12 protein-coding genes and 1 pseudogene are annotated in these 18,566 nt (G+C 37.4%); all 13 read left to right on the top strand.

What is annotated here, in order from left to right:
* Nucleotides 1-31: 31 nt before the first annotated feature.
* The 13 genes and pseudogenes from HMPREF2794_RS11320 (at nucleotide 32) to HMPREF2794_RS11265 (ending at nucleotide 18,560) form a co-directional block, all read left to right on the top strand.
* Nucleotides 32-2,356, top strand: coding sequence for a glycoside hydrolase family 20 protein (locus HMPREF2794_RS11320; protein ID WP_055271559.1), 2,325 nt, complete (start codon nucleotides 32-34; stop codon nucleotides 2,354-2,356).
* Nucleotides 2,356-4,431, top strand: coding sequence for a glycoside hydrolase family 20 protein (locus HMPREF2794_RS11315; protein WP_070751533.1), 2,076 nt, complete (start codon nucleotides 2,356-2,358; stop codon nucleotides 4,429-4,431). Before HMPREF2794_RS11320 ends, HMPREF2794_RS11315 begins: the two co-directional genes overlap by 1 nt.
* 14 nt (nucleotides 4,432-4,445) lie before the next feature.
* On the top strand, nucleotides 4,446-6,950 hold the full coding sequence (galB, locus tag HMPREF2794_RS11310) for a beta-galactosidase GalB (protein WP_055271555.1): 2,505 nt from the start codon (nucleotides 4,446-4,448) through the stop codon (nucleotides 6,948-6,950).
* Between the two features lie 347 nt (nucleotides 6,951-7,297).
* Nucleotides 7,298-7,852 (top strand): UpxY family transcription antiterminator, encoded by a 555-nt coding sequence (locus HMPREF2794_RS11305; protein WP_022301110.1) that lies wholly within the window; start codon nucleotides 7,298-7,300, stop codon nucleotides 7,850-7,852.
* Between the two features lie 170 nt (nucleotides 7,853-8,022).
* A complete protein-coding gene (gene rfbA / locus HMPREF2794_RS11300; RefSeq protein ID WP_010537723.1) occupies nucleotides 8,023-8,916 on the top strand; it encodes a glucose-1-phosphate thymidylyltransferase RfbA in 894 nt (297 codons plus the stop codon).
* Nucleotides 8,917-8,975: 59 nt separating this feature from the next.
* Nucleotides 8,976-9,062, top strand: a pseudogene (locus HMPREF2794_RS29510) (dTDP-glucose 4,6-dehydratase); the annotation flags it as partial.
* A gap of 49 nt (nucleotides 9,063-9,111) precedes the next feature.
* A complete protein-coding gene (locus tag HMPREF2794_RS11295; RefSeq protein WP_022301108.1) occupies nucleotides 9,112-10,647 on the top strand; it encodes a lipopolysaccharide biosynthesis protein in 1,536 nt (511 codons plus the stop codon).
* Nucleotides 10,648-10,712: 65 nt separating this feature from the next.
* Nucleotides 10,713-11,807 carry an NAD-dependent epimerase/dehydratase family protein gene (locus HMPREF2794_RS11290; RefSeq protein ID WP_022301107.1) on the top strand — a complete coding sequence of 365 codons (1,095 nt, stop codon included), beginning with the start codon at nucleotides 10,713-10,715 and terminating at the stop codon, nucleotides 11,805-11,807.
* 13 nt (nucleotides 11,808-11,820) lie between these two features.
* Complete coding sequence (locus HMPREF2794_RS11285) at nucleotides 11,821-13,593, top strand: thiamine pyrophosphate-binding protein (protein ID WP_010537726.1); 1,773 nt, start codon at nucleotides 11,821-11,823, stop codon at nucleotides 13,591-13,593.
* Between the two features lie 2 nt (nucleotides 13,594-13,595).
* A complete protein-coding gene (locus tag HMPREF2794_RS11280; RefSeq protein ID WP_055271553.1) occupies nucleotides 13,596-14,837 on the top strand; it encodes a polysaccharide pyruvyl transferase family protein in 1,242 nt (413 codons plus the stop codon).
* Between the two features lie 29 nt (nucleotides 14,838-14,866).
* A complete protein-coding gene (locus tag HMPREF2794_RS11275) occupies nucleotides 14,867-16,414 on the top strand; it encodes a hypothetical protein (RefSeq protein ID WP_022301105.1) in 1,548 nt (515 codons plus the stop codon).
* A 22-nt stretch (nucleotides 16,415-16,436) separates the two neighbouring features.
* Nucleotides 16,437-17,444, top strand: coding sequence for a glycosyltransferase (locus HMPREF2794_RS11270; protein ID WP_022301104.1), 1,008 nt, complete (start codon nucleotides 16,437-16,439; stop codon nucleotides 17,442-17,444).
* A gap of 57 nt (nucleotides 17,445-17,501) precedes the next feature.
* Nucleotides 17,502-18,560, top strand: coding sequence for a glycosyltransferase family 2 protein (locus HMPREF2794_RS11265; protein WP_010537730.1), 1,059 nt, complete (start codon nucleotides 17,502-17,504; stop codon nucleotides 18,558-18,560).
* Nucleotides 18,561-18,566 lie beyond the last annotated feature (6 nt).

The following is an 18,566-nucleotide window of genomic DNA, read 5'->3' as shown; positions in this document are numbered from 1 at the left end:
TATTAACTACTAACACCTAATTTTTTATTTTATGAAACAACTCCTAAAACTAACCGGATGTCTGGCACTGGCAGGGCTAATGAGTTCTTGCGGTTCAGTACAAGAAGAAGCCAATTATCAGATTATCCCGTTACCACAAGAAATTGTCACAACGCAAGTAAACCCCTTTATTCTGAAAAGCGGTGTGAAAATCCTCTATCCGGAAGGAAATGAGAAGATGCAACGTAATGCGAAATTCCTTGCTGAATACCTGAAGACTGCAACCGGCAGAGATTTCTCGATTGAAGCCGGAACAGAAGGAAAAAATGCAATAGTGCTGGCATTGGGATCGGAAGTAGAAAACCCTGAAGCTTATCAGTTGAAAGTCACCGACCAAGGTGTTACGATTACTGCCCCTACAGAAGCTGGAGTTTTTTATGGTATTCAAACGTTGCGTAAGTCATTGCCTATTGCACAGGGAGCTGACGTAGCACTGCCTGCTGTAGAAATTAAAGATGCCCCCCGCTTCGGTTATCGTGGTGCACATTTCGATGTCAGCCGTCATTTCTTCACAATAGATGAAGTGAAGACTTATATTGACATGCTGACCTTGCACAATATGAATCGTCTGCACTGGCATATCACTGATGACCAAGGATGGCGTCTGGAAATCAAAAAATATCCGAAGTTGACAGAGATCGGTTCTCAAAGATCAGGAACTGTAATCGGACGTAACTCAGGCGAATATGATAATACGCCTTATGGTGGATTCTATACGCAGGAACAGGCAAAGGAAATCGTTGACTATGCTGCTGAACGTTATATTACCGTTATTCCGGAAATTGACCTTCCGGGACATATGTTGGCTGCACTTACTGCTTATCCAGAATTAGGATGTACCGGTGGCCCGTATGAAGTATGGAGACAATGGGGAGTAGCCGATGATGTGCTTTGTGCTGGAAATGATCAAGTCTTGAAATTTATAGAAGATGTATATAGTGAATTGATAGATATCTTCCCGTCGGAATATATCCATGTTGGTGGTGACGAATGTCCGAAAGTTAGATGGGAAAAATGTCCGAAATGTCAGGCACGTATCAAAGCATTGGGATTGAAATCGGATAAGAACCATAGTAAAGAGGAACGTTTACAGAGCTTCGTTATCAATCATATCGAAAAATTCCTGAATGATCACGGACGTCAGATTATCGGTTGGGATGAGATTCTGGAAGGCGGACTTGCTCCTAATGCAACTGTTATGTCATGGCGTGGTGAAAGTGGTGGCATTGAAGCTGCCAAGCAGAAACACGATGTTATCATGACACCGAACACTTATCTGTATTTTGATTATTATCAAGCTAAAGATACTGAAAACGAACCTTTTGGTATCGGAGGTTATTTGCCAATCGAAAGAGTTTACAGCTACGAGCCCATGCCGGCCTCTCTTACTCCGGAAGAACAGCAATATATAAAAGGTGTACAAGCTAATCTTTGGACAGAGTATATTGCTACTTTCTCTCATGCTCAATATATGGTATTGCCTCGTTGGGCAGCTTTGTGTGAAGTACAGTGGTCAACACCTGATAAGAAGAACTATGAAGATTTCTTATCTCGTCTTCCACGACTGATTAAATGGTATGATGCAGAAGGATACAATTATGCAAAGCACGTATTTGATGTGAAAGCTGAATTTAATCCGAATCCGGCTGATGGTACTTTAGACATTATACTTTCTACAATCGACAATGCACCTGTCCATTACACTTTGGATGGTACTGAGCCGACTAGCGCTTCTCCAGTTTATGACGGTGTCTTGAAAGTCAAGGAGAATGTAGATTTCTCAGCTATTGCCATTCGTCCCACAGGAAATAGTCGTGTCGTTTCAGAGAAAATCAATTTCAGTAAATCAAGCATGAAGCCGATTGTTGCTAATCAGCCTGTGAATAAACAATATGAGTTTAAAGGTGTGACTACTTTGGTCGATGGCCTGAAGGGAAATGGTAACTATAAAACCGGACGTTGGATTGCATTTAGAGGTAATGATATGGATGTGACCATTGATTTCAAACAGCCTACCGAGATTTCAAGTGTTGCCATTTCTACATGTGTAGAGAAGGGAGACTGGGTATTTGATGCAAGAGAATTTTCTGTGGAGGTATCAGATGATGGCACGAACTTCAAGAAAGTGGCATCCGAAAACTATCCTGCAATGAAGGAAACTGATAAAAATGGCATCTATGACCATAAACTAACATTTACACCTGTAACAGCACAATATGTGAAAGTGATAGCTTCGCCCGAGAAAAGTATTCCGGAATGGCATGGTGGGAAGAATTATCCAGGTTTTTTATTTGTAGACGAAATTACTGTTAATTAATGGATATAAGAAAGAGATACACTAAAGTTTGTCTTTTCTTATGGGTAATCGGGATGTGCTTTTGTGCACATCCCATAAAAGCACAGTCCGTAATACCTGTTCCCTTAAAGATGGAGCAGGGTACGGGCTCTTTTTTACTTTCTGAAAAAACTAAGCTTTATACAAACTTACAAGGAGAAGAAGCTGCTCTTCTTGGCGACTATTTGAAAACTGCCTTATCACTACAATTTAAGGAAGGAAAGAAGAAAGATAAACAGAATGTCTTGTCTTTACTAATATCAGAAAAGAATCCTCTGCTGGTGTTACCGGAAAGTTATATACTGTCTGTTACTCCTGAGCATATTTTAATCAAAGCTTCTTCTGGGGCAGGACTATTTTATGGAATTCAGACATTGTTGCAGCTGTCTCAACCTTCGGGTACAGATTATTCTATAACTTCTGTTGATGTGCAGGATACCCCTCGTTTTGCCTATCGTGGAATGATGCTGGATGTTTCCCGTCACTTCCTCTCTAAAGAATTTGTGAAAAAACAGATAGATGCACTGGCATTTTATAAAATAAACCGATTGCATTTGCATCTGACAGATGCAGCAGGATGGCGACTTGAAATAAAGCAATATCCTTTGTTGACGGAATTTGCAGCTTGGCGTACAGATGCTAACTGGAAGAAGTGGTGGAACGGCGGACGGAAATATCTTCGTTATGATGAACCCGGTGCTTCCGGTGGTTACTATACTCAAGATGATATGAAGGAGATTATTGCATATGCACGACAACATTATATCACAATCATTCCTGAAATAGAGATGCCTTCTCACTCGGAAGAAGTATTGGCTGCCTATCCGCAATTATCCTGTTCGGGCGAATCATACAAGAATGCTGATTTCTGCGTGGGGAATGAAGAGACATTTACTTTCCTGGAAAATGTATTAACTGAGGTAATGGAACTTTTTCCATCGGAATATATACATATAGGCGGTGATGAAGCTGGTAAGGGGGCATGGAAGACTTGTCCGAAATGTCAGAAAAGGATGCAGGATGAACATCTTTCTAATGTAGACGAACTGCAGAGTTATCTGATTCATCGTGTAGAACTGTTCCTGAATGCTCACGGACGTAAGTTATTGGGATGGGATGAAATCCTCCAAGGTGGTTTGGCTCCTAATGCTACTGTAATGTCATGGCGTGGCGAAGAAGGAGGCATTGCTGCTGTACGTTCTGGTCATCAGGCAATAATGACACCCGGTAAATATTGCTATTTGGATAGTTACCAGGACGCTCCATATTCTCAGCCGGAAGCTATCGGAGGGTATCTGCCATTGGAGAAAGTTTATTCGTACAATCCAGTCTCAGATTCTTTAACCGTAGAACAGGCAGAACTTGTTTATGGTGCGCAGGGTAATCTCTGGGCTGAGTATATTCCTACACCGGAACATATGGAGTATATGATATATCCTCGTATCTTGGCTTTGGCAGAAGTGGCGTGGTCAGCTCCTGAACGTAAATCATGGCCCGATTTCCATAATCGTGCTTTAAAAGCGGTTGATGATTTGCAAGCAAAGGGATATCATACCTTTGATCTTAAAAATGAGATTGGAAGTCGTCCGGAGTCTTTAAAACCGATCAACCATCTGGCTGTAGGGAAGAAGGTTATTTATAATGCTCCCTATAGTCCTCATTATCCGGCTCAGGGAAATACAGCTCTGACTGATGGTATTCGTGGCGACTGGACCTATGGAGATGGATCTTGGCAAGGATTTATCGATAAAAAACGTTTGGACGTTATAATTGATATGGGGGCAAGGACTTCCATCCATTCGGTTTCTGCCGATTTTATGCAAGTAGTAGGAGCAGAAGTCTTTCTGCCTGAGTCCGTCCTTATTTCTGTTTCCGATGATGGGACCAGCTTCACAGAGTTGAAACAATACACTTCTAAGGTTAATAAAGAGGAAGCTATTAAATTTATTAGTGTTTCATGGGAAGGCAATGCTAAAGGTCGGTATATACGCTATCAAGCTTGCGCCGGAGAAGAATTTGGCGGATGGATATTTACGGATGAAATAGTTGTGAAATAATTAGATGTATATTTATGACTTTAAATATTAAGAATTTATTAGGAATAGCCGTGCTTTTTTCTTTCTCTGTGATCAGTGCGCAAGTACGTACCTCATACACTTTTGAGAAAGGATGGAAGTTTACGCGTGAAGATAATGCCGATTTTATTCAGCCTGACTATAATGACGTCAAGTGGCAATCGGTAGTAGTACCTCATGACTGGGCTATTTATGGACCTTTTGGTATAGATAATGATAAGCAGTTGACCGCCATTGCCCAAGACGGGCAGAAAGAGGCAATGGAGCATGCCGGACGTACGGGGGGGCTTCCTTTTGTGGGGGTAGGCTGGTATCGGCTGAATTTTGATGCTCCTTCTTTTGCTAAGGGTAAAAAGGCAACATTGATTTTTGATGGAGCTATGAGCCATGCACGTGTATATGTCAACGGTCAGGAGGCTGGCTATTGGCCCTATGGATACAATACTTTCTATCTGGATGTAACCCCTTATCTGAAAGAGGGGATGATGAATACTTTGGCTGTTCGTCTGGAGAATGAAACGGAATCCTCCCGCTGGTATCCGGGAGCCGGACTTTACAGGAATGTGCATTTGGTAGTGACGGAAGATGCACATATTCCGACATGGGGTACACAGTTAACTACTCCGGTAGTAAAGGACGACTATGCGAAAGTTAATATAAAGACTACTTTGGTTGTACCTTCCGGAAAACAATTTGATGCTTATCGTATTGTGACTGAACTAAAAGATAAAAATGGAAAGGTAGTAACTACCAATGAAAAACAAGGTACTCGTTTTGATGATAATGTCTTTAGTCAGGAACTTGTTGTTACTCATCCGGCTTTATGGAGTCCGGAAACTCCTGTCCTGTATCAAGCCGTCTCTAAAGTCTATGAAGGCAATACATTGAAAGATGAATATGTAACATCATTCGGTATCCGTACTATTGAAGTCATTCCCAACAAAGGATTTTTCCTGAATGGGAAGAGAACTCCATTCAAAGGTGTATGCAATCATCATGATCTCGGTCCTTTGGGAGGTGCCGTAAATGATGCCGCCATCCGTCATCAGATTCGTATCCTGAAAGATATGGGCTGTAATGCGATCCGTACTTCTCATAATATGCCTGCTCCTGAATTGATCAGAGCTTGTGATGAGATGGGAATTATGGTGATGGCAGAATCGTTTGATGAATGGAAAGCTATGAAGGTAAGGAACGGCTATCGCCATGTTTTTGACGAATGGGCAGTGAAGGATTTGACGAACTTAATACGCCATTATCGTAATAATCCGAGTGTGGTGATGTGGTGTATCGGAAATGAGGTTCCCGAACAGTGGGATGGGAATAAAGGACCTAAAATGTCTTATTTCCTGCAAGAAATCTGTCATCGTGAAGACCTGACCCGTCCTGTCACACAGGGGATGGATGCACCGGATGCCGTTGTCAATAATAATATGGCTGCAGTAATGGATGTTGCCGGATTTAACTATAGACCGCATAAATATCAGGAAAATTATAAAAAGCTTCCCCAGCAGATTGTTTTGGGGAGTGAGACTGCTTCTACAGTTAGCTCTCGTGGAGTATACAAATTCCCCGTTACCCGTCAATGGATGAAGAAGTATGACGATCATCAGTCTTCTTCTTATGATGTAGAGTCTTGCTCCTGGTCCAATCTTCCCGAAGATGACTTTATCCAGCATGAAGATCTGCCTTATTGTATAGGAGAGTTTGTTTGGACAGGATTCGATTATCTGGGCGAACCGACTCCCTATTATACAGATTGGCCTAGTCATTCTTCCCTGTTTGGTATTATCGATTTAGCAGGTTTGCCGAAAGATCGCTACTATCTCTATCGCAGTCACTGGAATAAAGAAGAGGAAACACTGCATATTCTTCCTCATTGGAACTGGGCGGGACGTGAAGGAGAGATAACTCCTGTCTTTGTCTATACTAACTATCCTTCAGCTGAATTATTTATCAATGGAAAGAGTCAGGGAAAACGTACCAAAGACCTTTCTGTAACCATCAATAATAGTGCCGACTCTGTTTCAATAATGAACTTGAAGCGTCAGAGTCGTTATCGTCTGATGTGGATGGATACAAAATATGAGCCGGGTACGGTGAAAGTTGTGGCTTATGATGCAAATGGTAAAGCTGTAGCTGAAAAAGAACTTCATACAGCCGGTACTCCCGACCATATTGAATTGGTAGCTGATCGTGATGTTATTAAGGCAGACGGGAAAGATCTCTCTTTTGTGACAGTACGTGTAGTAGACAAAGATGGTAATCTGTGTCCAGATGCCTCCCATGAGATTAGTTTCAAAGTGAAAGGAGCAGGCACTTATCGTGCAGGAGCTAATGGGAATGCAGCTTCTTTGGAATCTTTCCAGCGTCCGAGGATGAAAGTCTTTAGTGGCATGATGACTGCTATTGTGTCTTCAACAGAACAATCGGGAAAAATAACCCTTGAAGCTACGGGTAAGGGCTTAAAAAAGGGAGTCTTGATCATTGAAAGCCGCTAGGAAGCTAAGAAGTAAGAAATATCGTTGTAATATGTGTAATTCCTCTAAGTGTATCGCTATGAAACACTTAGAGGAATTTCTGTTGGCTCAGGCAAGAGTTTAACATCTTGGTGGGCAAAATAAAAGCTGTAAAAGTATGTTCTTTTATTAAATTGTATTACTTTTGCATCGTTTTAGTACTGTATCCGTTTCTCTATGAACCTTGGTTCTTATATGGAGATAAGATAAAAAGGCTAAATCCTTAAGAGATGCGCTACTGCTTCATAAATGGATTTCATTTGTGGAAGTCAGGGCGCTTTTGTCTTTTAAGTAAGTGATGAAATAAAAACAAGGGGTAATGGGTGATAATGAATGATTTGGACAAAGAACGACAAACAGAGGGAAGTAAGGCATGGTATGCCATACAAACCTTCTATTGTAAAGAAGAGCATTTGGGGAAATATTTGGAGGAAAAAGGGGTAAATTATTTTATTCCGATGCGTTTTGTAGAGTATGAGACACTCGATGGTAAAAAGCATCGGAAGCTGACTCCAGCTGTACACAATCTGCTGTTTATCGAGAAAGAATTTACGGAAAAGGAACTATTAGAGAGGGTAAAGGATTGTACTATACCTTTTCTGCTTGTTCGTGACCGGAGTACACGGCGGTGTTATGAAATTCCAGACCATGAGATGTTGGAATTCCGTGCCGTATGCGATCCTAATTATAAAGGAACTCTTTATGTCGATACAGTTACAGCAGAAGCCCGTCCCGGACAAGCAGTTCGGGTGATCCGTGGCCCGTTTGCCGGACTCGAAGGCAAACTTACGCAATACAAGAAGAGCTATTACGTAGTTGTTACGTTGGCTACTATCGGCGTCATGCTGCACATTCCAAAGTGGTATTGCGAAAAAATCAACTAATCATAACATTACGATCATCTGGTCGACACCTTGTCGTCGGACAACTTATGTCTGGCTTGTAGAACTATTTTTCAAATTCAGAAGATAATCTATTTATTTAATAAAATATTCAGTTTTTGAGTAGAAGGATATATCCTGCTATTCTAATTTTGAGTACTCATAACAAATCAATGAAAGGAATCGTTTTAGCCGGTGGTTCAGGTACCCGTTTGTATCCGATCACAAAAGGAGTGAGCAAACAACTGCTCCCTATCTTTGATAAGCCAATGATTTATTACCCTATTTCAGTGCTGATGTTGGCTGGTATCCGTGAGATTTTAATAATTTCTACTCCTTATGATCTTCCAGGCTTTAAACGCCTTTTGGGAGATGGTTCAGATTATGGTGTGCGTTTCGAATATGCGGAGCAGCCTTCTCCGGATGGATTGGCCCAGGCTTTTATTATCGGAGAAGAATTTATCGGTAACGATTCTGCTTGTTTAGTGCTCGGTGATAATATTTTCTATGGACAAAGTTTCACCCGTATGCTTAAAGAGGCTGTTCGTACTGCAGAAGAAGAAAATAAAGCTACTGTTTTCGGATATTGGGTTGCTGATCCAGAACGATATGGTGTTGCTGAATTTGATAAAGAGGGAAATGTCTTAAGTATAGAAGAAAAACCTGTTCAGCCAAAATCTAATTATGCAGTAGTTGGTCTTTATTTCTATCCTAATAAAGTGGTGGAGGTAGCTAAAAATATCAAACCGTCTTCGCGTGGTGAATTAGAGATTACGACAGTGAATCAGCAATTCCTGAATGATCAGGAACTTAAAGTGCAGCTACTGGGGCGTGGATTCGCCTGGCTAGATACGGGAACGCATGATTCTCTTTCAGAAGCCAGTACTTTTATTGAAGTTATAGAAAAACGTCAAGGTTTGAAAGTAGCCTGCTTGGAGGGTATCGCTTTGCGTCATGGATGGATAACTGAAGATAAAATGCGCGAACTGGCCAAGCCTATGTTGAAGAATCAATATGGACAATATTTGCTTAAAGTCGTAGATGAATTAAAAATGAGTTGTTTATAATCTATAATTGCTCTGATAAGTATAATTATATAGATGCAAACTTCAGTTTTAATGATTAACCTGTATATGGCAAAAGAGAAAATGTATGTGATTGGTTGTACGTCATTGATCATGCTCGTGCTATTGATGTGATTTTTCATAATGGGGGGAGATAGCCAAAACTTATACCATACACTAGATTAGTACTAAATAATAATGACAGAATATTCTAGTAATAATAAGCGAATAGTTAAAAATACATTATTGCTATATATCCGTATGATGTTTACAATGGCAGTGGCGTTGTTTACAAGTCGTGTAGTGTTAAATGCTCTTGGAATTAGCGATTTTGGTATTTACAATGTTGTTGGTGGGTTTATAGCAATGTTTACTGTACTAAGTGGTAGCTTTTCTAATGCAATTACGCGTTTTATAACTTTTGAGTTAGGTAAGAAAGATTCTCAAAGGTTAAATGCTGTCTTTTGTACAGGTGTAAATATTCAGTTGATAATGTCTGTGGTAATTGTTATTGCGGCAGAAATTATAGGTCTGTGGTTTTTGAATTATCACATGAGTATTCCTGATGACAGATTGAATGCTGCTCATTGGGTATTACAATGTGCTATTGGTGCATTTGTTCTAAATTTGATAAGTGTTCCGTTTAATGCTGAAATTATAGCTCACGAAGAAATGGGGGCTTATGCTGTGATTAGTATTGTTAATGCAGTTCTACAGTTAATTATTGCATATATGCTGTACTTGTCGCCATTAGACAAGTTGAAAACATATTCGGTATTATATTTGGTTGTTGCATTTATTATTCGTACAATATATGGTATTTATTGCAGGCGTAAGTTTGAAGAATGTACCTATCATTTACTTCTTGATAAAGACTTGTTTTCCGAAATGGGTAAATTTGCTGGTTGGAACTTTCTAGGTTCATCAGCTTTTATGCTGAACACACAAGGCGTAAATATGCTGATGAATATTTATTTCGGTGTGGCAGCAAACGCAGCTCGTGGTATTGCCGTACAAGTTGATTCGGCAGTAAAATCTTTCGCCAATAGTTTTACTACAGCAATTAATCCTCAGATAACGAAATCTTATTCTGCAGGAGAATTGGATTATATGTATCAATTGGTTTGTCGTGGAGCAAAGTTTAGTGCTTTTCTATTTCTGTTTATTGCGGTGCCTATTGTGCTTGAAACACCGACAATACTGAAAATTTGGCTTAAAACTGTTCCAGAATATACGATTGTGTTTGTAAGGCTGATAGTGTTTTCTTCATTTGTAGATTCTCTATTAGGAAATTCATTTTGGACTGCTATTATGGCGACTGGTAAGATAAAAGGCTATCAGATAGTCATAGCAATTGTCGGAGTTATGGTTTTTCCTTTTTCATGGTTATGTTTTGAATTTGGTTGTGGTCCTGAATCTACTTATATTGTATACATAATTATTTATTGTATAGCATTGCTGGTTCGTTTGTATTTTATGAAAGTACTATTATATATGCCATTGAGTTATTTCTTTAGAGATGTATTGGGACGTGTAGCTGGCGTTATGTTATTAACATTTATAATCCCATTACCATTACTTTTGGTTTTAGACGGTGGTTGGATTAGATTATCTGTTGTTTGTTTGTGCAGTTTGCTTGTAACATCTGCTGTTGTTTATACAATAGGTCTCACACAGAGTGAGAAAGTTACTGTTACGTCCAAGTTAAAGAAAATCGTACAGAGGTTTTCATAAGAATGTAATTTTTGCAAAAGTCTTAAAGCGGAATATATGAATTTAAATGTAAAAAGTGGCATTTTATGAATAATCAAAGATTAAAAATTTTATTATTGGGTGGAACTGGGGCGATGGGAATACATCTTTCGAAGATATTGAATAATCAAGGGGAGGATGTGTATGTGACTACACGTAGAGAACGTAAAGGTGTAGGAATTACTTATATACAGGGTAATGCACATGAAACCGCTTTCTTAAGTGATATTTTACGAAAGTATCATTTTGATGTACTTATTGATTTTATGATTTATAATACATCAGAGTTTGCAGATAGAGTGGATTTGCTGTTATCTTCCGTAGGACAATACATTTTTCTGTCGAGTTCCAGAGTTTATGCCGATTCGGAAACTCCTATAACGGAAAATTCTCCGCGTCTTTTAGATGTATATAAAGATGAAGAATATCTCAAAACAGATGAATATGCTCTTAGTAAGGCGCGGCAAGAAGATATTCTTCACAGATCCGGAAAAAATAATTGGACAGTTATTCGCCCGTATATTACATATAGTGAAATTCGTTTGCAATTAGGTGTGTTAGAAAAAGAATTATGGCTTTATCGTGCTTTGAATGGACGAACGATCGTTTTTTCAAAGGACATCGCAGAAAAAAGTACTACGCTTACATATGGGTATGATGTAGCATTGGGAATAGCATCAATAATCGGTAAAGAAACAGCTTTTGGGGAGGCATTTCATATAACATCGGATGAAAGTTATACATGGAAGGAAATATTGGAAATCTATCTTGATACTATAGAAAAGAAAACTGGGATGCGTCCAAAAGTGCTGTTACTTGATAAAAGTCCACATTTGGAATGGATAGGTGCGAAATGGCAGGTTATATTGGATAGATATTATAACAGGCGGTTTGATAATAGTAAGATACAGCAGTATATAGATACATCCCAATTTGTACGAACCGAAAGTGGACTAATATCTTGTCTTGAATCTTTTCTTTGTCATCCTCAATTTAAAAAAATGGGATGGGGTATACAGGGTACATATGACAGAATAACTGGAGAGTGGGCTCCATTTAGTGAGATCTCTATAATAAAAGATTGTATAAGTTATTTGCTTCATAGAACTGTAGTGCCCCCAAAAAGTAAATTGTCAATATAAATATCAGATAAATATGAAAGAGTATTATTCAGCAGAGCGTAATGTACAGATTGTTATAGCTTTGCTTAAAGCCTATAATATAAAGAAAATAGTTGCAAGTCCAGGTACTACTAATATACCTTTTGTATGTAGTGCTCAAAATGACTCTTATTTTGAAATGTATTCATGTGTTGATGAACGTTCGGCAGCATATATGGCCTGTGGACTTTCGGCAGAATCTGGTGAGCCTGTCGTATTAACATGTACAGGCGCTACCGCATCTCGCAACTATTTTTCAGGTTTGACAGAGGCTTTTTATCGCAGACTTCCGATTTTAGCATTGACTTCAACACGTCCATTGTCATATATTGGTAACCATTTAGCCCAAGTTATTGATCGTACGGCAGTTCCAAATGATATTGTAAAAATTAGTGTGTTTGCCCCTCTTGTAAAAGACAGTAATGATGAATGGGATTGCCAATTGAAGGTCAACAGAGCGTTGATTGCATTAAAGAAAGATGGGGGGGGGCCTGTACATATTGATTTGGAAACAAACAGTAGCTTTGATTTTTCTGTGCAAGAAATAAAAGATGTTCATGCTATACAGTATATTACGATACGTGATACTTTTCCAATATTACCGAAAGGACGTATTGCTATTTTTGTCGGTTCGCATACAACCTTTACACAAGAACTTACTGTAGCAATAGATATTTTCTGTGAAAACAATAATGGTGTTGTTTATTGTGATCAAACAAGCAATTATCGTGGAAAGTATAGGATTATGTCTTCTTTGTTGGGATGCCAAGATAAATACAAGAGCGTTGCTTGCCATATGGATCTACTCATTTATATCGGTGATATATGTGGTGCTTATGAATCAGTGCTGCTTATGCCTAAGGCAAAGACTGTTTGGCGTGTAAGCGAAGATGGTATTATTCGCGATCCTTCACATAGTTTATCGAAGATGTTTTATATGCAGGAGGTTGACTTCTTTAATCATTATATTGAAGCGCAGACGAATGAAAAGAACTTATCCTTTTATAATGAATGTAAGCAAGATTACGATCATCTTTATTCACTGATATCGAAGAAAATACCATTTTCGAATATTTGGTTAGCATATGAGTTGTCTCCACGTATTCCGGAAGGTAGTGTGATGCATTATGCTATTTTAAACTCATTACGTGCATGGAGTTTCTTTGAAACGCCTAATACTGTGAGGGGATATAGTAATGTAGGGGGATTTGGTATTGATGGTAATATTTCTGCGTTGATAGGTGCTTCATTGTATAATAAGGATAGATTGTATTTCGGTATAATAGGTGACTTGGCATTTTTCTATGACATGAATACATTAGGCAATAGACATGTAGGGAAAAATGTCAGAATATTACTTGTAAATAATGGCAAAGGTATGGAATTTCGTAACTATACACATCCAGCCTCACGTTTTAGCGATGTACTTGTGGACCAGTATATGGATGGTGCTGGGCATTTTGGACAGAAGTCAATATCGTTGGTACGTCATTACGCTGAAGATTTAGGATATGAATATCTAACAGCTTCCTGTAAAGTAAGTTTTAGTAAAAATGTAGAACGTTTTCTTATTCCTGAGATTACAGATAAACCTATGATTTTTGAGGTTTTTACAGAACAAGTTGATGAGAATGAGGCTTTGTATACAATACGTAATTTAGAAAAGTCTACAGATAAGATTATGGAAAGTATAGCAAAGAAATTAATTGTCAATGTAGCAGGGGAAGAGGGATTTGAAAAAGTGAAAAAAATAATTAGAGGTAGATAATAATGAAAATTGGTATATTGACATTTTATCGTGTAGCTAATTTTGGAGCTAATTTGCAGGCGTTATCTACTTATAGTTACCTATGTAAACATGGACACGAGGTAGTATTTCTTGAATATGTATCTTTTCAAACAGTATGGTTAAGATTAGTCTCATATTACAAGAACTTTATAAAGCCAAAACGTAGCTATTTGCAGTTGGCAGAACATTTTAAGTTTATTGATAATAATATGAAAGAGCAAATACCACATTTGCTAACTGCTGACCGAGTAAGGAATGCTATAAAAAAACATGGAATTGATGCTGTGATAATAGGTTCTGATGCAGTTGTACAGAATTGGCCGTTATTTTCAACATTAAAGTTAGGTAAACGGCGTCCATATTGGATTGAGCCATTGCCTTCAGAACGTCGTTACCCCAATCCTTTTTGGGGGTATGGTTTTTCTGATATCATACCTACGGCTATGATGTCTGTGTCATCACAGAATAGTAAATATCAGAAATTTAGTAGGTATATGCTTAAGCGCATGGGCAAAAGTTTGAAAAGACTGAAATATATTTCGGTGCGTGATGCTTGGACCAAGGACATGATGCTTGCTGCAGGACCTGAACTTTCAATTGACATCACTCCAGATCCTGTTTTTGCTCTTAATCAAAATGTAGGAGAAAAGATACCTTTGGAAGAGGATATTCGTAATCGTTTTGTTCTTCCCGATAAATATGTATTGATAGGGATGCGAACTCAGATCTTGTCTATACCTTTTCTTGAAGCTCTAAATGACGCTATGCGGATAGAAGGTAAAGAGTGTGTTGCTTTCCCTATAGATGGAGCAATGGCATTCAGTCATCCATTTAAACACTCAATATCTATACCACTTTCTCCACTTGATTGGTATGCTTTGATTAAATATTCAGCAGGATATGTAGGAAGCAATATGCACCCTATCGTATCTAGTTTGGCGAATGGTGTTCCTTGTTATAGTTTAGATAATTGGGGAAGTACAAATTTCTGGGGAAAAAAGGAAAATAATGCTAGTAGCAAAGTTTTTGATATTTTGAAACAATACGGGTTGGAGAATAATTGGGCTCAAATAGAAAATAATGTATGTAATGTTACTGTTAATGAAATAGTTAAGAGATTAAAAGAATATCCAATTGAACAGGTTATTACAATTTCAAAGGTAAGATATGCAAAATATGAAAAAATGATGCAGGATATTATTGAATCTCTGTTTGGCAGATAAGTATATTCAAAATCTTTTGAATATTAAGAATGAAAAGTTACAATACTCTTAGAATCATAAAGAAAGCTATTACTATATATATGCTATTTTGCATAGTTATAGAATGCATAGCTTTTCCTGCTCTTGAAAATCTGTTTGGTTGTGTGGTACTACTATATGGGTGGCTATTTATAAGTCGGACAGTATTGAAAGTAGATTTTTTATATCATTATTTTATACCCTTTGTTGCGATTTTCTTTTATGGAATTTGCTTTTTTGCTTTACCATTAGGCGTAACATTGATAGAAGGTAAACCTATAACTTTCCGTTTTAATGTACCCTATATTACGTTTTTCAATTTAATGCTGAATGTGACAACTATTGTATTGGCGTTTCATACTTGTCGACGGATATATAAAGAAGGGTGGCTTTTAGGTATATGGAAAAAACTTGGATATTTTAAAGTTCCTACAGAAGCTCAAATATGGGCTATGGCCGGTGCGGGCATTTTTGCCTTACTATACAATATAACTATTCAAGGGACTGATATGATGGACGCAGAGAATAAAGGTGCTTGGGGACAAATTATGAATCAAATGACTAAGTTTGCAATACTTCCAATCGCTATGCTTTTTCCCAAATATTATGGTCGGAAGAATACCGCGATTCCTCGTACTTCATTGATTGTCTACTTTTCTTTTATCATTTTTTTAGCAATTGTTACTACTAAAAGAACATTGATGTTTACCGGCATAGTCTCATGGGGGCTTATGGCTTTCTTGGTCGTTTTACTTGAAAACAAAAAATTATTTAAGACAAAAACAAATATTCTGATAATTATTGGATTATATTTGGTGACAGGGCCTGTTGCAGACTTGGCTACGGCTATGATATTGAATAGGCAATCAGCTTATTCAAGCAAAGCAGGGGAAACATTTACCAATATTTGGAAGTTGTATTCAGATAAAGAGAAATTGCATAATGCTTATAACATGGCATCTTTGTCTAATTCTGATAATGGAGGAGATAATTTCTATGCTTGGAGTGAATATTATGTAGACAATATTTTATTGGACAGAATATGTAATCTTCGTACTCAAGACTTGACATTGGATTATGCCACTAAATTAGGGTATGACAATTCAAAGATGCACAGATATGCTGAAAATTTCCTCATGTTTCAAATACCTACGCCTATTTTGGATATTTTCGGGTATACAACTAATAAATTTGATAGCAACTACACACCTGGTGATTTACTCTCTACAGAAGGGCTTGGTCTCAAGAATATGTATAAAGGGTTTCGTGTCGCAGGCGATTCAGGTATAGGGCTTTATTGGATGGGATATTCTTATTATATTTTCGCGTTCTTTATATACGTTTTAGTTTTCTACTTTTTTTCTTCATTGGTTTCTACGAAGTTACAATTTATTATTCCTATTCCCATTATAATAGCTTTGTTGAAATATATGACCTATTTTAATAATTCTACAGGCATCTTTAAAAGTTTGAATCTCATACTTAGAAATGGAATGCAGGATATTTTATTGTATGTAATATTGTTTGGTGTAATTCGTTTAATAATTAGACAAAAATAAGTTGTGATAAATGCATTGTAAAATGAAATATGGAATAATACAACCAACATATGCTCTTACAAATAATAGTGGTGTAATGGTACAATGTAAAATGTGGGCAGAGGGATTAAGAAAATTGGGGCATGAGGTCTTGTTAATAAACTTCTGGGATAAAAATGAATGGAAAAGTTTTGATGCGATTATTGTAGTCAGTTTTTCATTGGGATTAAGGATCTTGATTAAGGACTTGTTTAAAAATAACGCCAACTTGGTTATGGCTCCTATTATTGACCCTAGCATACCAGCTTGGCGTTATAAGTTTTATTGTAAGTGGTGGGGAAATCAGAAATATTTAGGATTGACATCTCGTTTTCATGACTTATGGTTGTCTAAAGACTGGTTTAAACTTTGGTTAGTTCGTTCTGAAGAAGAACGTCACTATACTAATTACTGTTTAGAACGTTCACAAAAGATAATTAAAAAAGTTCCATTACATTTTCGTATTCCGCCTATAGAAGAGATGCCGCTTAAAGAAAATTTCTGTTTTCATGCTAGTCGATTGGCTTCAACTAATAAAAATGTTCCTCGTCTTATTGAAGCTGCAAAGAAGTATGGTTTTAATTTGAAATTAGCAGGTTATCTTCACGGAGTATTAGAAAAGAATTGGCTTGAAACTTTAATAGGTGATGCAGAAAATATAGAATATGTTGGTGAAGTATCTGAGAAGGAGTTATGGAATTTATATAAGCATGCTAAAGTTTTTGCTTTGCCGTCACTTCAAGAGGGGGTTGGAATGGTAGCATTAGAAGCAGCAGCATATGGATGTGAAATAGTATTAACTAACTATGGTGCCCCTAAAGAATATTATGGGGGGCGGGCAATATTGGTGAATCCTATGAATGTTGATGAAATAGGTGAAGCTATAATGACTGCAATGAATAGAGGTTATGCTCAACCAGAACTGATGTACTATATGAATGAAAACTATAGTGAAAAGGCCTGCTGTCAATTGCTTGATAAATATATTCAGGAGGCTATATCTTTAAAATAGTCGGAATATACGTCTTATGTGAAGTTTTATGTTAGTTGTAATTTTATTCCAATAAGAATGAACAAACCTTCTATTTCAATAATTGTTCCCTGTTATAATGTTGAAGAATTCCTTAATGAAACCATTGAATGTATTCTAAATCAAACTTACCAGGATTGGGAACTACTACTGGTAAACGATGGTTCTAAAGACTTTACTCCGCAAATATGCGATGAATATGCAAACAAAGATAAACGAATTAAAGTAATTCATAAAGAGAATGGCGGACTTGTGTCAGCACGCAATGCTGGATATGATGCAGCAATAGGTGATTGGCATATGTATTTAGATGGTGATGACTGGATAGACATAAATACTTGTGAGAAATTGATGTTCTATCTTTCTAGGCATACGGATGTGGATATAGTATTTTGGAAATGTATTCAGGAGTTAGGTGATATCTCCATTAAAGGAAAATGGGAATGGATATGTTCGGAGCAAGAGCATATTTACATAGATGATGAGTGCCATGATTTAGCCAGACATACTCTTATCTACAAAAGTGGTATTGCAACAGCTTACTGTAAACTGATACGAGCAGATTATGCGAAAAGGAATGGGATAAGACATAATGATCGTCTGAAACAAGGAGCCGAAGGACTAGAGTTCTCTTTACGTTCATTTTATCATGCAAAGAAAGTTCTTTTTGTTAATGAATATTTTAATCATTATAGATATAATCCTAACTCAATATCTAAGAAGGTTGATGAAAAAAATACTGGATATTTGGTAGATTGCTTTCATGTAATTCAGGAAAATATTGAAACATTTCCAGACAAAAAAGTATTTATCGAACCGTTATACCAAAGAGTGGCTTATGTGGTTATAGCTATAGCAATGAGTACTTACTTCCATCCTGATAATAAGGATTCTGTGTTTAAGAAGATAAACAAGTTTGCAAAGGTTATTAAAGAGAACGATTTATTCTCGACATCTATTGCTAAATGCACTACTACAGGAATGGATAAACAACGTAAATTGACACTAACTTTTATTAGACTACATATATATATTATGCTTCCATTTATTGGCTGGTTAAAACAATATTGTCTAAAAAAAGGAAAATATAATTATTGATATATC

It is taken from the genome of Bacteroides sp. HMSC067B03, from assembly GCF_001811315.1.
GTDB classification, from domain to species: Bacteria; Bacteroidota; Bacteroidia; order Bacteroidales; family Bacteroidaceae; genus Bacteroides; species Bacteroides faecis.
This window is presented reverse-complemented; position numbering and strand designations above follow the sequence as displayed.